17 protein-coding genes and 2 riboswitches are annotated in these 21,800 nt (G+C 59.7%); of the genes, 11 read left to right on the top strand and 6 right to left on the bottom strand.

Features of this window, described 5'->3' with window-relative positions; all coding sequences use genetic code 11:
• Positions 1-495: 495 nt before the first annotated feature.
• The 5 genes from AC1DPR_RS03250 (at position 496) to AC1DPR_RS03230 (ending at position 6,687) form a co-directional block, all read left to right on the top strand.
• Positions 496-3,534, top strand: coding sequence for a helicase-related protein (locus tag AC1DPR_RS03250; RefSeq protein WP_477815744.1), 3,039 nt, complete (start codon positions 496-498; stop codon positions 3,532-3,534).
• 4 nt (positions 3,535-3,538) lie between these two features.
• Positions 3,539-3,943, top strand: coding sequence for an RNA-binding S4 domain-containing protein (locus AC1DPR_RS03245; protein WP_018855884.1), 405 nt, complete (start codon positions 3,539-3,541; stop codon positions 3,941-3,943).
• A gap of 194 nt (positions 3,944-4,137) precedes the next feature.
• Positions 4,138-4,476: a ferredoxin FdxA gene (gene fdxA / locus AC1DPR_RS03240; protein ID WP_025658085.1), complete on the top strand. Its 339-nt coding sequence runs from the start codon at positions 4,138-4,140 to the stop codon at positions 4,474-4,476.
• A gap of 397 nt (positions 4,477-4,873) precedes the next feature.
• The gene (locus AC1DPR_RS03235) at positions 4,874-5,446 is read left to right on the top strand and encodes a CarD family transcriptional regulator (RefSeq protein WP_007528356.1); all 573 of its coding nucleotides are present in this window, start codon (positions 4,874-4,876) and stop codon (positions 5,444-5,446) included.
• A 377-nt stretch (positions 5,447-5,823) separates the two neighbouring features.
• Positions 5,824-6,687, top strand: coding sequence for an RNA polymerase factor sigma-32 (locus AC1DPR_RS03230; RefSeq protein ID WP_018855886.1), 864 nt, complete (start codon positions 5,824-5,826; stop codon positions 6,685-6,687).
• A gap of 53 nt (positions 6,688-6,740) precedes the next feature.
• Here AC1DPR_RS03230 and AC1DPR_RS03225 read toward each other — a convergent pair whose 3' ends face one another.
• The 5 genes from AC1DPR_RS03225 to AC1DPR_RS03205 all read right to left on the bottom strand — a co-directional run bounded on the left by AC1DPR_RS03225 (position 6,741) and on the right by AC1DPR_RS03205 (position 13,650).
• Entirely contained in the window at positions 6,741-8,285 is a 1,545-nt protein-coding gene (locus AC1DPR_RS03225; protein ID WP_477815771.1) for a M48 family metalloprotease, read from the bottom strand.
• Positions 8,286-8,531: 246 nt separating this feature from the next.
• Positions 8,532-9,248, bottom strand: a complete 717-nt coding sequence (locus tag AC1DPR_RS03220) for a thiamine ABC transporter ATP-binding protein (protein WP_477815743.1) — start codon at positions 9,246-9,248, stop codon at positions 8,532-8,534.
• On the bottom strand, positions 9,241-10,875 hold the full coding sequence (thiP, locus tag AC1DPR_RS03215) for a thiamine/thiamine pyrophosphate ABC transporter permease ThiP (protein ID WP_477815742.1): 1,635 nt from the start codon (positions 10,873-10,875) through the stop codon (positions 9,241-9,243). Before thiP ends, AC1DPR_RS03220 begins: the two co-directional genes overlap by 8 nt.
• A complete protein-coding gene (gene thiB / locus AC1DPR_RS03210; protein WP_018855890.1) occupies positions 10,875-11,903 on the bottom strand; it encodes a thiamine ABC transporter substrate binding subunit in 1,029 nt (342 codons plus the stop codon). Before thiB ends, thiP begins: the two co-directional genes overlap by 1 nt.
• Positions 11,904-11,947: 44 nt before the next feature.
• Positions 11,948-12,058, bottom strand: a riboswitch (TPP riboswitch).
• A gap of 59 nt (positions 12,059-12,117) precedes the next feature.
• Complete coding sequence (locus AC1DPR_RS03205; RefSeq protein ID WP_113469698.1) at positions 12,118-13,650, bottom strand: MDR family MFS transporter; 1,533 nt, start codon at positions 13,648-13,650, stop codon at positions 12,118-12,120.
• Positions 13,651-13,768: 118 nt separating this feature from the next.
• Here AC1DPR_RS03205 and AC1DPR_RS03200 point away from each other — a divergent pair, with 118 nt between their 5' ends.
• The 4 genes from AC1DPR_RS03200 to AC1DPR_RS03185 all read left to right on the top strand — a co-directional run bounded on the left by AC1DPR_RS03200 (position 13,769) and on the right by AC1DPR_RS03185 (position 17,583).
• Positions 13,769-14,299 (top strand): MarR family winged helix-turn-helix transcriptional regulator, encoded by a 531-nt coding sequence (locus AC1DPR_RS03200; protein WP_018855892.1) that lies wholly within the window; start codon positions 13,769-13,771, stop codon positions 14,297-14,299.
• A gap of 48 nt (positions 14,300-14,347) precedes the next feature.
• On the top strand, positions 14,348-14,998 hold the full coding sequence (locus AC1DPR_RS03195) for a thiamine diphosphokinase (RefSeq protein WP_477815741.1): 651 nt from the start codon (positions 14,348-14,350) through the stop codon (positions 14,996-14,998).
• Positions 14,999-15,001: 3 nt separating this feature from the next.
• Positions 15,002-16,828 (top strand): ABC-F family ATP-binding cassette domain-containing protein, encoded by a 1,827-nt coding sequence (locus tag AC1DPR_RS03190; RefSeq protein ID WP_477815740.1) that lies wholly within the window; start codon positions 15,002-15,004, stop codon positions 16,826-16,828.
• A gap of 194 nt (positions 16,829-17,022) precedes the next feature.
• The gene (locus AC1DPR_RS03185) at positions 17,023-17,583 is read left to right on the top strand and encodes a DUF5666 domain-containing protein (RefSeq protein ID WP_245267918.1); all 561 of its coding nucleotides are present in this window, start codon (positions 17,023-17,025) and stop codon (positions 17,581-17,583) included.
• Positions 17,584-17,587: 4 nt separating this feature from the next.
• Here AC1DPR_RS03185 and AC1DPR_RS03180 read toward each other — a convergent pair whose 3' ends face one another.
• Positions 17,588-19,414, bottom strand: coding sequence for an ABC transporter ATP-binding protein/permease (locus AC1DPR_RS03180; RefSeq protein ID WP_026371607.1), 1,827 nt, complete (start codon positions 19,412-19,414; stop codon positions 17,588-17,590).
• Positions 19,415-19,564: 150 nt separating this feature from the next.
• Positions 19,565-19,642, top strand: a riboswitch (SAM riboswitch).
• A 35-nt stretch (positions 19,643-19,677) separates the two neighbouring features.
• Here AC1DPR_RS03180 and metA point away from each other — a divergent pair.
• Together metA and AC1DPR_RS03170 are read left to right on the top strand one after the other, a co-directional pair.
• Positions 19,678-20,601, top strand: a complete 924-nt coding sequence (gene metA, locus AC1DPR_RS03175; protein ID WP_018855897.1) for a homoserine O-acetyltransferase MetA — start codon at positions 19,678-19,680, stop codon at positions 20,599-20,601.
• A gap of 125 nt (positions 20,602-20,726) precedes the next feature.
• A complete protein-coding gene (locus AC1DPR_RS03170; protein WP_477815739.1) occupies positions 20,727-21,749 on the top strand; it encodes an aldose epimerase family protein in 1,023 nt (340 codons plus the stop codon).
• Positions 21,750-21,800: the final 51 nt, after the last annotated feature.

Genomic DNA, 21,800 nt, shown 5'->3' with positions numbered 1-21,800 from the left:
TCATTACACCTGGAATGGACGAGAAACACACCTCACCGATTTTTGTTCCATCTGTATCAAATGTTTGGATTTAAGGGCAAAACGATCTCATCGTGCGCCGTTTTCCGTCCCGCCGCGTAATATTAACCCATGACAAAAGATACGGCAGATGTCGCTCGTCTTTTTCGGGCAAAACGACATTGACAGCCTGGACATAGATCGCGTTGCACGTATGCCGCGAATTTCGCGATTCAGCATCTTGTAGGAAAAAGTGATTCAAAATCAATACTTAGCCGTGAACAAACACTGAATCATGCGGAGTCTGCGATTCGTCTCCGATTCGTTCTCAAGCTGTTCCGAATCGCAAAACGAGCAATCTGCAAGCTATTCGCGCAACAGAAAACTGCAGAGTAAATTCAAATCGGCCCTTGCGTTTGAGACAACGGCTGTCCATGTGTGTGCTGCTCGGAGAGGAGCTGACTTGACCTGGGGCACCCTCGCCTCATCTGCAGGACCATGACACTGACATCGCAGCCGATGATACTGAGCGGGCGCGGAGTAACCGCGGTGCTCGGACCAACCAATACCGGCAAGACGCATTATGCCATTGAGCGCATGGTTGCCCATGGCACCGGCGTGATCGGGCTGCCGCTGCGGCTGCTGGCGCGCGAGGTCTATACACGCGTCGCCGAAAAGGTCGGAATTCAAAACGTTGCGCTGGTAACGGGCGAAGAGAAAATATCGCCTCCCAACGCCCGCTTTTCGGTCTGCACCGTCGAGGCAATGCCACGCGAGACGAAGGCGGCGTTCGTCGCCATTGACGAGGTTCAACTCGCCGGCGACCTCGAGCGAGGGCACATCTTTACGGACCGGATCCTTCATCTGCGCGGCCGCGACGAGACGCTGTTGCTCGGCGCCGGTACAATGCGTCCGATCCTGCAGCAACTGCTCCCTGGAATTACCATCGTCGAGCGTCCCCGGCTTTCCCACCTGTTCTATGCCGGACAGAAGAAGATTACCCGCCTCCCGCAGCGCTCGGCGATCGTCGCCTTCTCTGCCGACGAAGTCTATGCGATTGCCGAGTTGATCCGCAGGCAGCGCGGCGGGGCCGCCGTCGTTCTCGGAGCCCTCAGTCCGCGCACCCGCAATGCGCAGGTGGCACTCTACCAAGCCGGCGATGTGGAATATCTGGTCGCCACGGATGCGATCGGCATGGGCCTCAATCTCGACGTCGACCACGTCGCCTTCGCGCAGGATCGCAAATTCGACGGCTATCAGTTTCGTAACCTCAACCCCGCCGAACTTGGGCAGATTGCCGGCCGTGCCGGTCGACATGTTCGCGACGGGACGTTTGGCGTCACCGGTCAGGTCGATCCCTTTGATGAGGAATTGGTTGAACGCATCGAAGGCCACGAGTTCGACAATGTGAAGGTGCTGCAGTGGCGCACGAAGAACCTCGACTTCAGCTCCCTGCATGCGCTCCGCGTGAGCCTTGAGACCGGCCCTACGGTTTCTGGCCTGACACGCGCGCTCCCCGCCGTAGACCAGCAAGCGCTGGAACATCTGTCGCGCTACCCCGAGATCATCGACCTTGCGAACAATCCGGCGCGCGTCGAGAAACTGTGGGAAGCCTGCGCGCTTCCTGACTATCGCCGCATTACACCGGCCCAACACGCCGATCTGATCTCCACCCTCTTTTCCGATCTCGTCCGCTATGGCACGGTAAACGAGGACTTCCTTGCCGAGCAGGTATATCGCGCGGATCGAACAGACGGTGAGATTGACACGCTTTCGGCGCGAATCGCGCAGATAAGGACTTGGACCTATGTATCGAATCGGCCCAATTGGCTTGCCGATCCGACACACTGGCAGGAAAAGACGCGGGAAATCGAAGATCGATTGTCCGATGCGTTACATGAAAGGTTGACGAAACGCTTTGTTGATCGCAGGACATCTGTGCTCATGAAGCGCCTGAGAGAGAATGCGATGCTGGAAGCTGAAATCAGTGTAAATGGCGATGTCTTCGTAGAAGGACATCATGTGGGGCAACTGTCGGGATTCCGGTTCACGCCCATTTCGGGAGCGGAGGGACCGGACGCTAAGGCTGTCCAGTCTGCTTCGCAGAAGGCGCTCGCTCTGGAATTCGAGGCACGTGCGGCTCGCCTCCATGCGGCCGGCAATGGCGATCTCGCGATTAGCTCCGACGGTTCGATCCGTTGGTTGGGCGACCCGGTGGCGCGCCTGGCAGGCAGCGATCATGTCATGCGCCCGCGTGTCATCATTCTCGCCGACGAGCAGTTGACCGGCAATGCCCGCGACCACGTGGCCGCTCGGATCGAGCGCTTCGTAAATCATCACATCAGCACCGTTCTGAAGCCGCTTGACGATCTGTCCCGCGCAGAGGACCTGCAGGGCCTTGCAAAGGGCCTGGCATTCCAGCTTGTCGAGAACCTCGGCGTACTGTTCCGGCGCGACGTGACCGAAGAAGTGAAGTCGCTGGATCAGGATGCGCGGGCCTCAATGCGCCGCTACGGTGTCCGCTTCGGCGCCTACCACATCTTCGTTCCGGCACTTCTCAAGCCCGCCCCGGCAGAGCTCATCACGCTCCTCTGGGCGTTGAAGAATGATGGCCTCGACAAGCCAGGTTATGGCGATCTCATTCCCGTGCTGGCGGCAGGCCGTACCTCGGTCGTTACCGATCCGGGCTTCGAGCGCACCTTCTACAAGCTGGCCGGCTTCCGGTTCCTTGGCAAACGCGCGGTCCGTATCGACATTCTGGAGCGCCTGGCCGACATTATTCGCCCGCTCCTTCAGTGGAAGCCGGGCCAGGCCAATCGTCCCGAAGGCGCTTATGACGGTCGCCGTTTCACGACGACAACCGCCATGCTTTCGATCCTCGGCGCAACGCTGGAGGACATGGAAGAGATCCTGAAGGGGCTCGGCTATCGCGCCGATGCCGTCAAGGCGGAAGAGGCAGCTGCCCATCTGTCGGCTCAGGACGCTGCCGCAGCGCCGGCGACCGAGACGGCGGTTGAGGATAATGCAGAGAAGGCAGATCACGACGATGCCGACAGCGCATCGGAGGAAGCCCCTTCCGAAGCCCCAGCTGCTGTTGAAGCAGTGGCAGCCGAACAGCCGGTCATCGCAAATTCCGAAGAAGCCGAGGAGCCGAAGCCGGTCCTTCTCTGGCGCCTTGGTGGCCGTACGGACAACCAGCGTCAGGCTCGCAGCCCGGGCGAACGCCGTGGCGGCAACAATCGCGGCCAGGACCGGGGGTCCGAACATCGCCGCCAGGGTGCTGCGAATGGCGAGGGCCGCGACGGCAACCGCCAGCATCGCGGCAAGGATGGCGGCAAGCCACAGCAGGGACGCGGTGACCGCAACGAACAGCGTGGCGACCGTCAGGACCGTGGCGACCGCAAGGATCGCAACAACAACCGTGGCGGACCACAGCCGTTGCGCTTCGAGGCAAAGCCACCGCGCAAGGAAAAGCCGATCGATCCGGATTCTCCTTTCGCCAAGCTCGCTGCCTTGAAGGAGCAGATGAAGAAGTAGGCGGATGAGCAGTGAGACACAGCCAGGAAGCGGTTCGCGGCAGCGCATCGACAAGTGGCTGTTCTTCACGCGCATGGTAAAATCGCGCTCGCTGGCACAAAGCCACATTCAATCCGGGCATGTGCGGATCAATGGCGAGCGCGCCCTTCAACCGAGCCAGATGGTCAAGACGGGCGACAGGGTCGAGCTGGCGCTGGAGCGCCGCGATGTTGTCCTCATCGTCAAATCGGGCGGCGAGCGACGTGGTCCCTACGAGGAAGCCCGACTGCTCTATGAGGACCTGACTCCGCCACCCGACGAGGCAAAGCGCCTGACACCTTACGAACAGGCGATGCGCGCTACGGGCACGGGCAGACCCACGAAAAAGGACCGCCGTGCAATCGACAAGCTGATGTCGGACGACGATTAGAAAACTCTGTCCGAACAGCCGGGTTTTGCGACGTCTTTATTCTTGAAATCCGCAGACAAAGCCGATACGTCACAATCAACTTGCCGGATAGCGTAAATGCCTCCCCCGCATTTCACTGCTTCCTTTCCGGTTAGGGGAAAGGCGCGACGTTCCAGGTTGCCCGGCCCCATTGTGTGGAAGTCCTGGAGTTCTTCATGACCTATGTCGTGACCGACAATTGCATTCGTTGCAAATATACCGATTGCGTGGAAGTCTGCCCCGTCGACTGTTTCTATGAAGGCGAGAACTTCCTCGTCATTCATCCTGACGAATGCATCGACTGCGGCGTTTGCGAGCCGGAATGTCCTGCCGAAGCCATCAAGCCGGATACGGAGCCGGGCCTCGACAAGTGGCTCAAGGTCAACGCCGAATATGCGAGCATTTGGCCGAACATCACGATCAAGAAGGATGCCATGCCGGAAGCCAAGGAAATGGACGGCGAAACCGGCAAGTTCGAGAAGTACTTCTCGGAGAAGCCCGGAGCGGGCGACTGATCTTCCGGCCCCAAACCTCGGCCTGAAACCGGGTTCAGTGACGTAGAAAATGCCTGAAGCGTGCCTGCAGCATATGGGTGTCATGTGTTGCGCGCATGACTCAGGTGCAGCAAATTATTGATTTCGTCATATTTTTGTGATAGCTTGCCGACACTGATCCATTTGCGGCATGAAGTATGCCCAAACCACCACGAAAGCAAAACAAATCCAAAAACGCGGTTTCCGTGACATATCAACGCCTTGAGCTGTGAGGCTCTAAGCTTGTGCGCATGGAGATGTTTGTTTTTGTCCGGTGGGACCAGAAGTAAGTCACCCGACGGATCCGACCGTCTCATCCGGGCTTGACTGACCCGGCTCCGGCTGCAGCCGGGAGCGTAACAGGGAGTGTTTGAATAGAATGACGACCCAGCAGAAAAAACCTTCTTCCGCACGTCACGGCTTCAAGACCGGTGAATCGATCGTGTACCCCGCACATGGCGTCGGTACCATCAGCGCCATCGAAGAGCAAGAAGTAGCAGGCATGAAGCTTGAACTTTTCGTTATCGATTTCGAGAAGGACAAGATGCGCCTGAAAGTGCCGGTCGCCAAGGCCATGAGCATCGGCATGCGTAAGCTCTCCGAAACCGATTTCGTCGAGCGTGCATTGAAGGTTGTGCAGGGCAAGGCGCGCGTCAAGCGTACCATGTGGTCCCGTCGCGCCCAGGAATATGATGCGAAGATCAATTCCGGCGACCTCATTTCCATTGCTGAAGTTGTCCGCGATCTCTATCGCGCCGAGAACCAGCCGGAACAGTCCTATTCCGAACGCCAGCTGTATGAAGCTGCACTTGATCGCATGGCACGCGAAATCGCTGCCGTGAACAAGATGTCGGAAACCGAAGCCGTTCGCCTCGTCGAGACCAACCTCAACAAGGGTCCGAAGCGCGGCAAGGCAATCGAGGAAGACGAATCTCAGGATGAAGCTGCATAAGCTCTCCTTGTTTTTCCTGCAAAAAAACCCGGCCTTGTGCCGGGTTTTTTATTGGAACTTTTTCCGACGTGGCGCGTTTTAAAGATGTAGCTGCGGACCGCGTCGGGAACTGACATTACCCTCCTCGAACGCTCGCATCCTGGAAACGATCGATGAGGAGCGGATCATGCCTTCCACGTTCTGCCTATCCGGCAACTTGAAGAAACTGGTCCTACCCGGCCGTATTACCGGCGCATAACCCTAAGCTAGGGCCCCATCTGGAAACGTCCAGAGTTCGGGGCCTTTATACGTTCAAGACATGAATTTGATCTGGGCAGCCAATGTCCGGAAGCAAGATTTCTTTGCCCTTTTTTGGCGTCACGCCTCAGGAGACCGATATGAAGAACATGTCAGCAGACCGGCGCATGATCAAAATCGCCATGGCGGCTCCCTACCTTGCTCGCGAAGAGGAACACGATCTCGCAATCCGCTGGAAGAACAATGATGATCGTGGTGCCCGCAACCAGATCGCCATGGCCCATATGCGTCTCGTTATCTCCATGGCCGGGAAATTTCGCAATTTCGGCCTGCCCATGAGCGACCTTGTCCAGGAAGGATACGTCGGTCTGCTGGAGGCCGCGGCCCGCTTCGAGCCCGAGCGCGATGTCCGCTTCTCCACCTATGCAAGCTGGTGGATCCGCGCCTCTATCCAGGACTACATCCTTCGCAATTGGTCGATTGTTCGCGGCGGTACGAGTTCTGCCCAGAAGGCCCTGTTCTTCAATCTTCGCCGTCTGCGCGCCAAGCTTGCCAGGGGCGACACGCAGCTCACGCTCCAGTCCATCCACCAGGAAATCGCGGCAGCCCTCGGCGTCAGCCTTTCAGACGTCCAGACAATGGACGCCAGGCTCTCGAGCAATGACGCCTCGCTCCAGGCGCCCTCAGTCTCGGGTGATGCCGACAGCGCCGAGAAGATGGATTTCCTCGTGAGCGACGATCCTCTGCCTGACGAGCAGGTATCGAACATGATCGACGGCGAGCGCCGTCGCAATTGGCTCGCTTCGGCCCTGAAGCACCTCAATGAGCGGGAAATGAAGATCATCAGCGCCCGCAGGCTCGCCGAAGATGGCGCTACGCTTGAGGAACTCGGTGCAGATCTCGGCATTTCTAAGGAGCGCGTCCGGCAGATCGAAAGCCGGGCGATGGAAAAACTCCGCAGCGCTCTCGTGAGTGCTGACCCGTATATGGCCGCATCGGCCTGAAAGAGCTTACTCCCCCAGTGATGCAATTGGCCCGGTGAAAACCGGGCCTCTTTTTATTCTGCAATAATCTTGACGCGGTCGCCGGGAGAGACAGCGGCGCCGGTCGGCAGGGCATTGATAAGCTTGAAGAGATCGAGCTTTCGATCCGTGCCCATCATCCGCGAAGCAAGCGTCGTGATGTTCTCGCCCGGCCGTACCTTGACGACCCGGACCCGCAGAGGCTTCAGGGAAGCCGTTTCATCCGGGGTCATGCGGCGGAAGCTTGCCCGCAAGACGTCGGCCGTCTGCTGCAAGACCGGGCTTCCCTTCGGGACGGCCGTCAGGAACCGGAAAATCTGCGCATTGTTGCGGATCACCGTGACGTCGAAATCCCAACGATCTGCACTCGCGCGTGCCGTTGCGGCCTCCATACCGTTGACCGTGATCTGCTGAATGGTCGACGGATCGAGACCGGTAACCCAGCCGCTCGAGATATAGTTGGTCAGGCTTTGGTTCTGGTTATCGGCAACACCATCGAAGCGGATTGCGATGTCGCCCGGACCGGTCGCCATAACCGCCTCGACCTTGTTGTCGATCTTGAAATCGGGAGGTACGTCGAAGCGAATGCCAAGCCCGCCATGCAGGAAGGTCTGGCCGCGGACATAGCCTTCCTCCGGGCTGTCGCCGTAGAGCAGGCCATCGATCCCATCGAGATAATAGTCCCTGCCCGTATCGCCAACCTTGCCTTCCTGGCCGAAGGCACGTGCATGATCGCGCGCGAGTTCGATGCGCTGCGCAGAGTTCGGGTGGCTGGAGAGGAAGTCGAGGCTCTGATCCGCCTCAGGATCGACCGACATGAAACGACTATAGGCGGCCATGGAGTCCAGGAACCGCGCAGCGGCATAGGGATCATAGCCTGCTTCACCAAGCATACGGACGCCGATCACGTCGGCCTGCAATTCCTGCTGCCGCGAGAAAGCAGCCAATCGGAGCTTGCCGCGCGCCAGAGCCTGCTTGCCGGCAATATCGCTCGACAGCACCTCGGCAACGACGCGGCTGGCAATGACTTCCGCCTCCTCGCGCTTCTGCCGTTCGATGCCGTGGTTTGCCGTAACGTGGCCCATCTCATGCGAGAGAACGGCAGCGACCTCGGATGCATCGTTGGCGAGCGCCAGCAGACCGCGTGTCACATAGAGATAACCGCCCGGCAGAGCGAATGCGTTGATAGCCGGGGAGTTCAGGATGGTGATGCGATAGGACTGGCTCGGGTTCTCGGAGACGGCTGTCAGCGCGCCCGTGATCCGGGCGACCAGGCGCTCGGTCTTTGCGTCCTTGTACTCGCCTCCATAGCTCGCAACGATGCGCGGATGTTCGCGCGCACCCATGGCCGCGCGCGGATCGTTCTTCTGGACTTCATCGACGATCTGCGGATTGGAGGACGGCGCAACGCTTGGCTGATAGGACTGCTCGAGAATGGACTGACAACCGAACAGCGCCATGCTCGTCGCACAGACGACCGAGGCTCGTCGCACCAGACGGCACGCAGACGAGAGCACATCACTGGAAGGCGCGGGGAATTTCCACGTCGGCATACTGTCCAGTCTGGCTCTCCAAGTCATCTTGCGTGTCAACCGGTCCGCTTCCGCGACCCGGCCGGTCTCATCGTGATTCAACAGGCGTCCGTCCCCGCTCTTGCACTGCACAATCGGGGACACAAGTCTTTGCTGTAACTGATTTCCGCATCGGTTGCATAGCGAGACTCTAAGTAAATGTGGCGCCGTTGTATTTTAGCAAGCCTAACGTGCTTTGAGTTTCCTCGGTCGCCTCAAATTATGGCGAAAGTGCCGTTGCGACTGCCAGATTCGTCAACTGCGGAGAAATTGCGTCAATCCTGGATGGTCCGCTCGGCCCAGAAATTCGTCAATTGGAGCCGCCACGACAATCCTGCCGTCTTCAAGGAAAAGACCGAAGTCTGCGATGCGTTTGACCTCGTCCGGATCGTGCGAGACGACGACGACGGTATTGCCGGTTTCACGATGCATGTCGAGCAGCAGCGCCGCCATTCCGTTTCGCAGACCGGGGTCGAGGGCCGCGAAGGGCTCGTCCAGCAGCAGCACCGGCCGGTTGCGAACAAGCGCGCGTGCAAAGGCTACCCGCTGCCGTTCCCCGCCGGAGAGCGTCCCTGGCATCCGCCGCTCGAAACCGGCGAGCCCCACCTTTTCAAGCGAAGACGAGATGGTTCGGCAATCTGCGGTCGTGAGTTTCAACGACGGGCTAATGCCAAGGCCGATGTTGGTAAAGATATCGAGGTGCGCGAACAGATTGTTGTCCTGGAAGACCAGGGAGACCGGCCGCTGCGCCGGGTAAACCTCGGTCACATCTTTTCCGGCGATCAGGATCCGCCCCTTGAGAGCCGTGTCGAAGCCGGCAAGCAGATTGAGGAAGGTCGACTTGCCGGCCCCGGACGCCCCCGTCACGGCAATCACGGCACCGGTGGGAAGCCGGCAATCAAACTGAAAATTCTGATTGCCGAGCTGAAGACCGACCTGCTGCATCTCGATCGCGAACTCAGGATCAACCATGGACGGCAACCTCTCGGCGCGCTGGGCCCATCGTACCGGCGATCGTGAGCAACAGGCAAACGACACCAAGGATCAACGCCAGCCCATCGGCATCGTTCGTCCGATAGCTGCCCATGCGGCTATAGACGAGCCATGGCAGGGTGACGAAGCTGTCCGAACCGAACAGCGCAACCGCGCCCAGATCGCCGAGCGACAGCGCCATCGCGAACGAAAATGCCGTAAGCATCGGCTTGAACAGAGCCGGCGTGTCGATGAGGCGCAGACGTGCCCAACCTGTGACACCGAGGCTCGCCGCAAGCTTCTGCGTCCGATGCTTGTGGACGATGAAAGCCGGTTCAAGGACGCGCATCACAAAGGGCAGCGACATCAACGCGTTGATGGCGACAATCAGCACCGGAGCGACGGCGCTCGCGTTACCGAGATTTCTCAAGGCAATGAACCAACCGGTCGCAAGGACGATTGTCGGCACGAGCAACACCAGCGACGACGCGCCGCCCATGGCGGCAAAAAGAAACCTCCTGCCGAAGGCCCCTGAACCCCGGAGAAGCGCCGTGCGGCGCGCGCTCACCAACGTCATCGAAATCAGCAAAGCGAGAGCAGCCGCCGAAATCGAGATAGCCAGACTGGTCGCAGCCGATTGCCAGAAGATGGGCTCGCGCAAGAGCTTCATCAGATCGGACCGCAGGCCGGCCAGGACCACGGACATTAAAGGGAGCGCTAGAAACAGCGTGGCAAGCAGCAGGACGCCACCATCCACAAGCCGCGCGCCCGGCAGTCGCCCATCCGGACGCCTGACAGGCTTGCCAACTGTCATCCCCTCATCCTTTGGAGCGGGAAGAAGCGACAGGGCTCCGAGGATCATTGATGTAAGTACGATCTGAAGCAGGGAAAGCGTAACAGCCCGGCCAGGGTCGAAATCGAAGCGCAGGGACTGATAGATGGAAACCTCGACCGTCGTTGCCGCAGGGCCTCCGCCCAATGTCAGCACAAGCGTGAAGCTAGTGGCGCACAGCATGAAGATTAGGCCGGCGATACCGGGGATGACCGAACGCAGGACCGGCCATTCGATGAAGCGAAAAGTCGATAGGGGGCGCATGCCCAAGCCACTCGCCATCAGCCAGTATTCCGATGGGACGCGCTCCAGTGCGGCCAGCATCAGGCGCGCCGCCAGAGGCATGTTGAAGAAGACATGCGCCAGCAGGATCCCCGAGAGCCCGTATATGCTGACCGGTTCCGCCAGGCCGAACTTAAGCAGCGCCGAGTTCATGATGCCCTGCCGCCCCCAGATACCGATCAATCCGAGCGCCCCGATCAGAACAGGAAGCCCCATCGGCACGGCCATCAGCCTGATAATCCAGATACGGCCGGGGAAATGCCGTTGACGCGCCAGGGCTTGCGCGACCGGAATGGCAAAAACGATGGAGAGCGCGGTGGAGAGCACGGCCTGCAACAGCGTGAAACGCAATATCCGCAGGATGTACGGTTCAAACACGGTCGCAAGAATCGACGAACCACCGCTCGAGAGAAGCAAGGCAAGGACCGCAAGGCCGACGAAAGCGATAATGCCGGCGAGGCTCGCAGCCCCGCCGAGCATCGCCCGTCGCATCTCGGCCTTGGTCAAAAGCATCAGTTCATGCTCATGGCAGCCAGCCACTCGTCGATCCAGGCTTTGCGATTCTCGGCAACTTCATCCGAGCTCATCAGAAAGGTCTTTGACGGATTCACGAGCTTGCCGAACGCATCCGGCAACGGCTGCGATGTCGCCGAAACCGGCATCATCCAGTTGTTGGTCGGAATGGTGTCCTGGAAGCCCGGCGTCACCATGAATTTCAGGAAATCGCGCGCAAGCTCCTTGTCGGGCGCATTTTTCAGCAGTCCGGCCACTTCGATCTGTATGTAATGGCCTTCTGAAAATGCAGCCGCCTGGTAGCGGTCCGTATTCTCCGCGACCATGTGATAGGCAGGCGACGTCGTGTAGGAAAGCACCATCGGTGCTTCCCCCTTGGTGAACAGCCCATAGGCCTCTGACCAACCGGGCGTTACCGTCAACACCCGCTTCTTGAGTTTTGCCCAGGCCTCCGGCGCCTTGTCGCCGTAGACGGATTTTACCCACAACAGGAGACCGAGCCCGGGCGTCGAGGTGCGTGGGTCCTCGATGACGATCTTCTGCGCAGGGTCGCCTTCGACTAGATCCTTCATGCTTTGCGGAGGGTTCTTGATCGTCTGCGTGTCATAGATGACAGCGAAGTGGCCATAGTCGTACGGCACGAATACATCGTCCTTGTAGCCGCCCGGCACCTTGAGCCCGCCGACATCGATGCCGCTCGTATCGAACAGGCCGGTCGCCTTCGCTTCCGTGGTCAGGTTGGTATCCAGGCCAAGCACGACATCTGCCTTCGTGCCGGCGCCTTCGAGCTTAAGACGCGACAGCAGTGCCACACCATCCGCCACGCTGACGAAATTGACGTTGCAGCCGCAGGTCTTCTCGAACGCTTCCTTGACCTTCGGCCCCGGACCCCATTCGGATGTGAAGCTTTCATAAGTGTAGACGGTAAGCGTCTTGTCTGCCGCCTGCGCGTCCGCGCCGGCTAGGGCTTCAGTCGCAATGAAGATCGTGGCAAGCAACGAACGGCTCAGGGATTTGAATTTGAACATGGCACCTCTCCTCTGGTTTGCTTGAAGGGGAAAAGGGCGGTGCCAGATGTCACGCGTCTAATCCCTCCGCCGGTGTTAGCCGGATCAGGTTCCGCGGGTTGGCTTTCAGCCTCTCAGCCGCGTGCCTGATGGCACGGGCACCCCGTTAGAGCGCTTGAGATGTATCGCCACGCTAGGCGTCTTGCAAGAGGCGGCCTTAGGCCGCCATCGGCATTTACTCGGCGGCTTCGGCCCTTGCCGCCGGCCGCACCTCTACCACGCGGGGCAACTGCGTCGGTTTCAGCATCAAGGCGGCACAAAGGCCGATGAGAGCGATCGCGCAGGATGCCATGAAAAGCGGCGTGAACGCGCTGGCATAGGCGTCGGCGACGGCTTGACGCGCCTGTTCCGGCAACGCCGCCAGCATCCTTGGCGTCAGTTGCTCGATATCGGTCACGCCGGGAATGGAGAGTCCGGTCTTGCCGAGCTGCGAGCCGATGATCGCGCCATAAATGGAGATGGCGATCGATGCGCCGCCCATGCGCGACAGCGTCACCGATCCCGTTGCGGCGCCGACGTCGCGCGCCGGAGCGGCATTCTGGACGCCGATGACCGGGACCTGCTGTGCAAGGCCGACGCCGAAGCCGTGGAGAGCCATCACCGCCCCGATCACCATGACCGGTGTTCCGACATGAACCTGAGTGAGCAGCGCAAACGCGATGGCACTGCAGGTCAGGCTTGCGATCGCGAAGGGCTTGTAGCGCCCGGTGATGGAGATGATGCGACCGGCCGACAGCGACCCGCAGACGATGCCGCCGGTCAGAAGAATGAAGAACGCTCCGGCCGCCGATGGCGAGAGGCCGGTCGTCGTCTGCAGGAACAACGCGAAATAATTGACCATGCCGATGCCGATCGCGCCGCTCATGATCGACATGATGAGCAACAGGCTGAATGTCGAATTGCGAAACAGTGACAGGGGAACGATCGGCTCGGCGGCGCGTCGCTCGACGAAGATCCAACCGATGGCCGCCGCTACACCGAGCGCCATGATCGCCAGGCTTTGAGGAGCAACAAGCGAGCCGAAAACCTGAGAGCCATCGGCGGCAAGAACGATGCTAGCCGTCGTCAAGGCGAGCAGCAGGGCGCCGGCGTAATCGATCTTCGGACGGCGGTTGGGCTTCCGGTAGGGCAGCATCAAGGCCAGACCGACAAGGACGACGAAACCGATCGGAACATTGACGAGGAAGATCGAGCGCCAGCCGAAGAGATCGCTCATTGCCCCGCCAAGGACGGGTCCGATAGCGCCCGACGCCATCAGAACGAGGCTGGAATAGCTCTGGTAACGCGCCCGTTCGCGCGGTTCGAAGAGGTCGGCGTTGACGGCGAAGATCGACACCATGATGCCGCCGCCGCCAAGCCCCTGCAGCACGCGGGCCGCAATCAGCGTGTTCATGGATACCGCCAGTCCGCAAACGGCGGAACCGACCGTGAAGATCATGATCGCGGCCATCATCACATACTTGCGGCCGAAGAGGTCACCGAGCTTGCCGTAAAGCGGCATCACCGCGCTCACGGCGAGAAGATAGGCGGAGCCGACCCAGCTGAACCGCTCGAGGTGGCCGAACTCGCCGACGATCGTCGGCAAAGCCGTTGCGACGATCTGGTTGTCGAGTGTCGCCATGAACATGGCTGCCATCAGGAAAAGGAAGAGGATGAACCGCCGGCGGTGATCCGTCACAAGCGGCGCTGCGGCAATTTGAGTATCCATGAAGCGTCGTTCCAAATTGGAGAGTGGCCATTTATGTGCTGTTAGCATATATTTGTCAACGTCACTTGATTGACATTGGCATATTCTCAATTGACGCCTGAGATGCTATGTTACCGCAATGAACGAGAGCTTGACGAATCCGACCGAGACTGACGCCGAGACGCATGAGCCGGACATCCTGCGCATTGGGCAAAGCATGACCCGTATGCGTCTCATGACCGGGCGGAGACTGATCGGTCGGCTCGCGATCCAAAGTGTCGCACCGGGCCTCGAGCTGTCACACCTCGACGTGCTGGACGCTGTGCGGCGTGCACAAGAGGCTGGCGACGTAACGGTTGGGACGATTGCCGAGATGATGCGGATCGACCCCTCGCGCGCAAGCCGCATCGTCGCGGAAATGGTGGGGCGGAATATTCTGCGGCGAAAGGCATCTCAGGCGGATGCGCGGCGGATCATCGTCGTGATGACGCCGCTCGGGCAGAGGTTGCTGTCGGAAATACGCGCGCAGAAGCTCGCATTCGTTTCCGAAGTGGTCAAAGACTGGAAGCCGGAAGAGATCGAGGCGTTCGGAGAGCTATTCGAGAAGTTCATTTCCGGCTTCGAAAGTGTTTTTGAGGCTCGCGTCAAGGATATCGCTGACGAAGCCTGAGCGGCGGCCCTTTCCCTTCCCCCCTGGTTTGCGCTATGGGCAGTGCCCATGAGCCAATCCACCTTCACCATTCTGCTTGGCGGCGAGTTGCAGATAACCGACCGCCTGCGACATGCCATCTCGGGCAGCCGTTTCATAGCCGCCGATGGTGGCATGCGTCATGCGGCAGCGCTCGGCGTCGTTCCGGAATTGTGGGTCGGCGATTTCGATTCCACGCCGGCGGATCTCGAAGCCGCTTTTCCTGACGTCCCCAGGCAACCTTATCCCGCTGCCAAGGCCTCAACCGACGGCGAGATTGCGGTTGCGGAAGCGGTCGCCCGCGGCGCGAAACGCCTCGTCTTGGCCGGCGCCCTTGCAGGCGAACGCTCCGACCATGCCATCCAGCACCTGCTCTATGCCGTCAGCCTGGCGGAGCAGGGTTATGACGTACTGCTCACGTCTGGCAGCGAAGAGGCTGTGCCGCTGATTTCAGGCGCAATCGAACTGGACCTGCCACCAGGCAGTCTCTTTTCGGTGCCTGGCTTCAGCGAACTTCGCGGCCTGACAATCGAAAACGCGCGCTACCCGCTTGCCGACTTCCATTTGCCCTTCGGCTCGTCACGCACCATTTCCAATGTCGCGAAAGGCAAAGTGCGCTTTTCGCTCGAGAGCGGCCGCGCCATTGTGCTCGCCCGCCCCTATGATCTTTCCGGAGTCTGATCTTTGGCGCCTCCCATTCTGAAACTCGACGACGTCTTTCTCAGCTTCGGCGGCACGCCATTGCTTGCCGGCGCCGCCCTGCAGGTGGAGCCCGGAGACAAGATCTGTCTCGTCGGCCGCAACGGCTCCGGGAAGTCGACGTTGCTGAAGATTGCTGCCGGTCTCGTCGAAGCACAGTCGGGAGAGGTCTTCCGCCACCCCTCCTCGACCGTGCGTTATCTCGAACAGGCTCCCGATTTCACCGGATTCAAGACGGTGCAGGCCTATGCCGAAGCCGGCCTCGGCCCGGGTGACGATCATTATCGCGTCACCTATCTCCTCTCGCATCTCGGCCTCACCGGTGAGGAAGATCCACAAAACCTCTCGGGCGGAGAAGCCCGCCGCGCTGCCCTCGCCCGCGTACTCGCGCCAGAACCCGACATCCTGCTGCTCGATGAGCCGACCAACCATCTCGACCTGCCGACCATCGAATGGCTGGAAGGCGAACTGCAGAAGAGCCGCAGTGCGCTCGTCCTGATCTCCCACGACCGCCGTTTCCTGGAGAAGGTTTCAACGGCAACAGTCTGGCTCGACCGCGGCGCATCGCGGCGGCTCGACAGGGGTTTTGCCCATTTCGAAGCCTGGCGTGACCAGGTTCTGGAGGCGGAAGAGCTCGAGCAGCACAAGCTCGGCAAGGCGATCGAGCGCGAAGAGCATTGGCTGCGCTACGGCGTCACGGCCCGGCGCAAGCGCAACATGCGCCGGCTTGGCGAACTGCAGACCATGCGTACTCAGTATCGCGGCCACAAAGGTCCGCAGGGCACCGTGCAGGCAACGGTTTCAGATGCGCAGGAGTCCGGCAAGCTCGTCATCGAAGCCGAGAAGATCACGAAGACCTTCGGCGACCGGCCGATCGTCGCTCCCTTTTCCATCCGCGTGCATCGCGGTGATTGCATCGGTCTCGTCGGCCCGAACGGCGCCGGCAAAACCACGCTGTTGAAGATGCTGACCGGGCAGCTCTTGCCGGACAGCGGCACGGTCAAGCTCGGGACCAATCTGGAAATCGCGACGCTGGATCAGAAGCGCGAAGACCTCAATCCGGAAGAGACGCTCGCCCATTACCTGACCGATGGCCGCGGCGAGAACCTCCTCGTCAACGGCGAGCAGCGGCACGTGACCGGCTATATGAAGGAGTTCCTGTTCCAGCCCGAGCAGGCACGCACGCCGATCAGGAACCTTTCAGGCGGCGAGCGCGCACGGCTGATGCTGGCCCGCATCATGTCGCGCCCGGCGAATCTGTTGATCCTCGACGAGCCGACCAACGACCTTGATATCGAGACGCTGGATCTGCTGCAGGAAATCGTCGCCGGCTTCCCCGGCACCGTGATTCTCGTCAGCCACGACCGCGATTTCCTCGACCGCACGGTGACGTCGACAATCGCGCCGGCTGTGCCGGATGCACCTGACGGTCGCTGGATCGAGTATGCCGGCGGCTATTCGGACATGCTGGCACAACGAAAGGGCGCTATCGACGAGCGACGGAAGGCCGAGAAGGCGGCGGAACGAGCGAAGCCGCAGGAGGCAGCCGCTTCCGCCGAAACGGCAAAAGGAAAAGGCAAGCTTTCCTACAAGCAGAAGTTCGCGCTCGAAAATCTTCCGAAGGAAATGGCCAAGGCGGAAGCCGAAATCGCCAAGCGCGAAGAGCAGATGGCAGATCCCAGCCTGTTCAGCAAAGACCCCACCACGTTCAATCGCCTAGCGGCCGAGATGGAGAAATTCCGCGACAGCCTGACGAAGATGGAGGAGGAATGGCTGGAGCTTGAGATGCTGCGGGAGGAGTTGGAGGGCTGAGACAGCACACCCTCCCATTCCGCCCCATCTGTTGCTGGGCAATCTGGCTTCACTTTTCATTGATTCGTCAGCCTTCGACCGGCGGGACTAAGCTGCGCCCCGTAGCCGCAGTTCGTACGACGGCAAGGATGCAGATCATGCCACACAATCTCAACGCATTGACCGGGCTCGTCTGGGCCGCGGGTTTCCTCACTATGGCGTCACACGGCGCGCTTGCCCAGGAGGCGCAACGCGTGCGCGGTGCGATCGAAAGCCTGAACGGCAACACGCTGGTGGTGAAAACGCGAGAGGGCACCGAGCAGACGGTAAAATTGAAGCCGGATTGGAAGGTCCGCGGCATCAGGAAGGCTTCCGTGGAAGACATCAAGCCAGGGGATTTCGTTGGCGTCGCCTCGTTGCCGAAAGCCGATGGCGGCGATGGTGCTCTCGAAGTGCTGATCTTTCCAGCAGCCATGAAAGGCACCGGAGAAGGCAGTCGCCCCTGGGACCTGAAGCCGAACAGCACGATGACCAACGCAACCGTGGCTAAGGCCGTCAAGGCAGTCGACGGCCACACCATCACGCTCACCTATCAGGGCAAGGAAAAGACGATATCCATTGCCGACGATACACCCATCGTTACCATCGCGCCTGCGGGAAAGAAGGATCTTGTCGCAGGAGCGCGCGTGATCGTAATGGGTGAAAAAGCTGCGGACGGCACTGTGTCCTCGGCGAATGTCACGGTCGGCACAAACGGCGCCGTACCGCCGATGTAAGTGATCAGAGTGCTGGTGCCGGCGCGTTCGGCGCCTTTGCCACGACCTTCATCTCAGGCTTCGCGTGCAGCGCTTCAAGATGCAGAACGCGTGGCTTGAAAGTCTCGACGTATGTGTCTGACCGACCGATGTAGATCATCGTTGCCTCAGGCATGGAAGCGAGGACCTGCATCATCGTCGATTGCCATTCCGGCTCCATGCCCTCCAGCACTTCGTCGAATACAATCCATTTCGGCCGCACGAGAAGCAGGCGAGCGAAACCGATCGCCCGCTGCTCGTCTGAGTCAAGCAGCTTGTCCCAGCGGGCTCGGGTATCAAGCCGGGAAACCAGATTTTGGAGACCTGCCTTTTCCAGCGCCGTAACGACATCGGCGTTCTGATAGGCGTCCACGGGTTCCGGAAACGCCAATGCTTCGCGAAGGGTACCACCCGGAATGTAGGCCGATTGCGGGACGAAAAGCATGTCGTCCGTGGGCGGCAAGCCGATCTTGCCGCCGCCGCACGGCCAAAGCTCGGAAAGCGCAAGGAAGAGCAATTTGCGATTCACGTTGTGGTCGCCGTTGATCATGACCTTTTCGCCGGCCTTGATCGTCACCGCGCCTTCGTGCATGCGGAAACCACCGCACTGGTCGATGTCCTCACCGATCTTGGCGGCGATCCGGACATGCTCCAGCGTCAGGTTTCCGGAAGGGTTCCGTTCGTACTTGATCGTTCCCTTCATATTGATCTCGTCATTCATGCTGGTGAGCGCCTGCCGGAAATCGGTGACGCGCATCAGGGTGGCGCGCCATTCGGCGATGGGACCGAAATTCGCGACATACCAGCGAAGGGCGGTGTTGACCTGGTTGAAGGCGCCCACGGACACCATCAGCTGGCCAAACGTCAGGCCGCCGGAGAAGTAGGCGGGTGCGGCAACAATGATCGGGATGACAACGACGAGCCAACCGTAGCCGGCCGATACCCAGGTGAGGTTGACGTTGGCCATCGCCACCCGCTTGATGACGGCAAGCACCGCACTGATGTCGGTGTCGATACGTTTCTGCTCATTCTCCTCGCCGCGTGCCACGGTAATCGCCGGCATGTTCTCGTTGGCATGCATCAGCGCGAAGCGAAGCTCTGCTTCCTTCGAGAAACGATCCGCATTGAGCTTTACAAGCTTGCGGCCCACCAGTTGGCTGAGAATCGATGCGGACGCCGCATAAAAGATCGCAGCCCAAACCATATAGCCCGGAATGGAAAAGGAATGCGTGCCGAAACGGAAGATAAAGCCGCTTGAGAGATCCCACAGAACGCCGATGAAACTGATCAGCAGGATCGTCGCCTGCACCAGCCCGATCATCAGGCTCGTGGTGCTTTCCGCGAGGTTGCGGGCGTCTTCGTGCAAGCGCTGATCGGGATTGACGCCGATGAGGCCGCTGGCCGAAAGCCGAAGCGCACGCTTGCGCTGAAGCCACTGGTTGACAAGATCACGCGTCAGGCCTTCGCGCATGTAGACCGCGGTCATCTGATTGAGCCAGGCCTGCACGACGTTGAGCAGCAGCAGCATGCCGGCGATCAACGCGAAGACCTTCAACTGATGGAAGAAGCCGGGCAGATCACGCCGCGCGATGCTGTCGTAAAATGGCGCGTTCCACTGGTTGAGAATGACGGTGGCATAGGCGGTCGCAAGAATGATGGCGATCAGCGCAGTAGCGATCACCAAGACCCTTCCCCGCACGGGCGAATGCCAGAAAGCCGAGAACATGACCCTCAAGCGATAGCCCAGGCTCAGGTCGTATCCTACTCTGTCCTGCCCTTGAATGCTTGGCCTGCCTTTGAGGTCATCTGCCATTACGCGTCCCTAGTCGTCATTCTACTTCAATAAACGTGGTGATTCGCTGTGTCCACCAACAGATTCTAGCAACCTTTAACGTGTGAGTGACTTCGCATCGACCCCACTCTTCGTATGAGCAATTGATTCGCAGCCCGACTGGCGCTATTTAAGGCACTCCGTGGTGATTTGGCCGGCCGGCTTGCAGCCACGTTAAAGAAGTTGCTAAAGGGCCGCGTGCGGACCGATAGCGATATATTCGTTTCTTTGATCGAGTGACCGCAATGCCCATCAAGATCCCCGATACCTTGCCTGCGTTTGAAACCCTGGTTCAGGAAGGCGTACGCGTGATGACCGAGACGGCGGCAATCCGTCAGGACATCCGGCCGCTGCAGATCGGGCTTCTCAACCTCATGCCCAACAAGATCAAGACGGAATTGCAAATGGCCCGCCTGGTCGGCGCTTCGCCGCTGCAGGTGGAGCTTTCGCTCATCCGCGTGGGCAACCATAAAGCAAAGAACACCTCGGAAGACCATCTTCTCGCCTTCTACCAGACGTGGGAGGAAGTGAAGGACCGCAAGTTCGACGGCTTCATCACAACAGGCGCGCCGATCGAGACACTGCCCTACGAGGACGTGAACTATTGGGGTGAAATGCAGCAGATTTTCGACTGGACGGAAACCAACGTCCATTCGTCGATGAACGTCTGCTGGGGCGCGATGGCCGCGATCTATCATTTCCACGGCGTTCCGAAGTACGAACTCAAGGAGAAGGCCTTCGGTGTCTACCGACACCGGAATCTGAAGCCGTCGTCGGTCTACCTGAACGGTTTCTCCGACAATTTCGAAGTGCCCGTGTCGCGCTGGACCGAGGTTCGCCGCAGCGACATCGAAAAGTCACCAGACCTGGAGATCCTGATGGAATCCAGCGAAATGGGCGTCTGCCTGGTGCATGAACGCAAGGGCAAGCGGCTCTATATGTTCAATCATGTGGAGTACGATTCAACGTCGCTCTCGGACGAGTACTTCCGCGACGTGAATGCCGGCGTGCCGATCAAGATGCCGCACAACTATTTCCCGCACAACGATCCGTCGCTGGCGCCGCAAAATCGCTGGCGCAGCCACGCGCACCTGTTGTTCGGCAACTGGATCAACGAGATCTACCAGACGACACCTTACGATCTCAACGACATCGGCAAGGGCAACTGACAGAAGCCGATGCTAAGCGGCCGCGCCTAGTCTGACTGTGCTTCTTTTTTACGACACCCGTTGCGGTTTGCGGCAAATGGGGGCAGGTTCCCTGCCTCAATTAAAGATATATCTGGATGGTCGCTATGGCGGAAATGTTGAAACGGGAAGTTTTTGGGCAAACCCAGTCGGGCGAGACTGTCTTTCGTGTCGAGATCAAGGGTGGCGGGCTGACCGCCAAGATCATCACCTGGGGCGCCGTCATTCAGGATCTCCGCCTTGACGGTCACGATGCGCCGCTGCTGCTTGGCTTCGACGATTTTGACAGCTACCCCGCCCACTCCTCTTACTTTGGAGCGACGCCTGGGCGCTGCGCAAACCGCATCGGCGGCGGCAAGTTCACCTTGGATGGCAAGAACTATCAACTCGATCTCAACGAGAAGGGCGTTACCCATCTTCACGGCGGCAACGACAACATCGCCAAGCGGAACTGGACAATCGTCGAGCATGATGCCGACCGCGTCGTGTTGAAGATCGTCGATCCCGACGGTCGCGGCGGCTATCCGGGCAACTGCACCATCCAGGCGACGTACTGGGTACACGGCAACGGCGAATTTTCCGTGACCTACGAATCGACGAGCGATCAACCGACGATCGCTAACGTCTGCCAGCATGCCTATTTCAACCTCGACGGCCGCGACGATGCGCTCGGCCACGACATCATGATTGCAGCCGACGGCTACCTCGTGACGAATGAGTTGCAGATCCCGACCGGAGAGGTACGGCCCGTCGCCGGAACGGTTTTCGACTTCCGCGAGATGTCGCCCATGAAGCGGTTCGACGGTAGCGAACAGGCGCTCTACGATCACAATTTCTGCCTCTCCACCGAACGCACCGCAAAGCGCTCCGTCGCGCTTGCCCGCAGCCTGAACTCAGGCGTTTCGCTGGAAGTTCGCACCACGGAGCCCGGCGTACAGTTCTACGCCGGCTTCAAACTCGACGTGCCTGTGCCAGGCCTCGATGGACGCAAGTATGGTCCCTTCGCCGGCTTCTGCCTGGAAACACAGATCTGGCCGGATGCGATCAACCACGAGGGCTTCCCCGATGCCGTTTTGCGCCCGGGTGAAGTGTTGCGTCAGGAAACGGATTACATTTTCTCGAAGAGCTAACGCTCTCGCCTTGTTCTCGAATGAGCCAACCCTCGCAGGCTTCCTGCGGGG

The organism is Rhizobium sp. 01T417, from assembly GCF_056398905.1.
This window is presented reverse-complemented; position numbering and strand designations above follow the sequence as displayed.

Bases quoted from the DNA above. Each gene is read 5' to 3' on its own strand.
- AC1DPR_RS03205 (WP_113469698.1), bottom strand. From the start codon at position 13,650: ATGGATACTCAAATTGCCGCAGCGCCGCTTGTGACGGATCACCGCCGG.
- AC1DPR_RS03245 (WP_018855884.1), top strand. From the start codon at position 3,539: ATGAGCAGTGAGACACAGCCAGGAAGCGGTTCGCGGCAGCGCATCGAC.
- AC1DPR_RS03235 (WP_007528356.1), top strand. From the start codon at position 4,874: ATGACGACCCAGCAGAAAAAACCTTCTTCCGCACGTCACGGCTTCAAG.
- thiB (WP_018855890.1), bottom strand. From the start codon at position 11,903: ATGTTCAAATTCAAATCCCTGAGCCGTTCGTTGCTTGCCACGATCTTC.
- AC1DPR_RS03230 (WP_018855886.1), top strand. From the start codon at position 5,824: ATGAAGAACATGTCAGCAGACCGGCGCATGATCAAAATCGCCATGGCG.
- AC1DPR_RS03225 (WP_477815771.1), bottom strand. From the start codon at position 8,285: ATGACTTGGAGAGCCAGACTGGACAGTATGCCGACGTGGAAATTCCCC.
- AC1DPR_RS03180 (WP_026371607.1), bottom strand. From the start codon at position 19,414: ATGGCAGATGACCTCAAAGGCAGGCCAAGCATTCAAGGGCAGGACAGA.
- thiP (WP_477815742.1), bottom strand. From the start codon at position 10,875: ATGCTTTTGACCAAGGCCGAGATGCGACGGGCGATGCTCGGCGGGGCT.
- AC1DPR_RS03195 (WP_477815741.1), top strand. From the start codon at position 14,348: ATGAGCCAATCCACCTTCACCATTCTGCTTGGCGGCGAGTTGCAGATA.
- AC1DPR_RS03250 (WP_477815744.1), top strand. From the start codon at position 496: ATGACACTGACATCGCAGCCGATGATACTGAGCGGGCGCGGAGTAACC.
- AC1DPR_RS03185 (WP_245267918.1), top strand. From the start codon at position 17,023: ATGGCGTCACACGGCGCGCTTGCCCAGGAGGCGCAACGCGTGCGCGGT.
- AC1DPR_RS03220 (WP_477815743.1), bottom strand. From the start codon at position 9,248: ATGGTTGATCCTGAGTTCGCGATCGAGATGCAGCAGGTCGGTCTTCAG.
- metA (WP_018855897.1), top strand. From the start codon at position 19,678: ATGCCCATCAAGATCCCCGATACCTTGCCTGCGTTTGAAACCCTGGTT.
- fdxA (WP_025658085.1), top strand. From the start codon at position 4,138: ATGACCTATGTCGTGACCGACAATTGCATTCGTTGCAAATATACCGAT.
- AC1DPR_RS03170 (WP_477815739.1), top strand. From the start codon at position 20,727: ATGGCGGAAATGTTGAAACGGGAAGTTTTTGGGCAAACCCAGTCGGGC.
- AC1DPR_RS03200 (WP_018855892.1), top strand. From the start codon at position 13,769: ATGAACGAGAGCTTGACGAATCCGACCGAGACTGACGCCGAGACGCAT.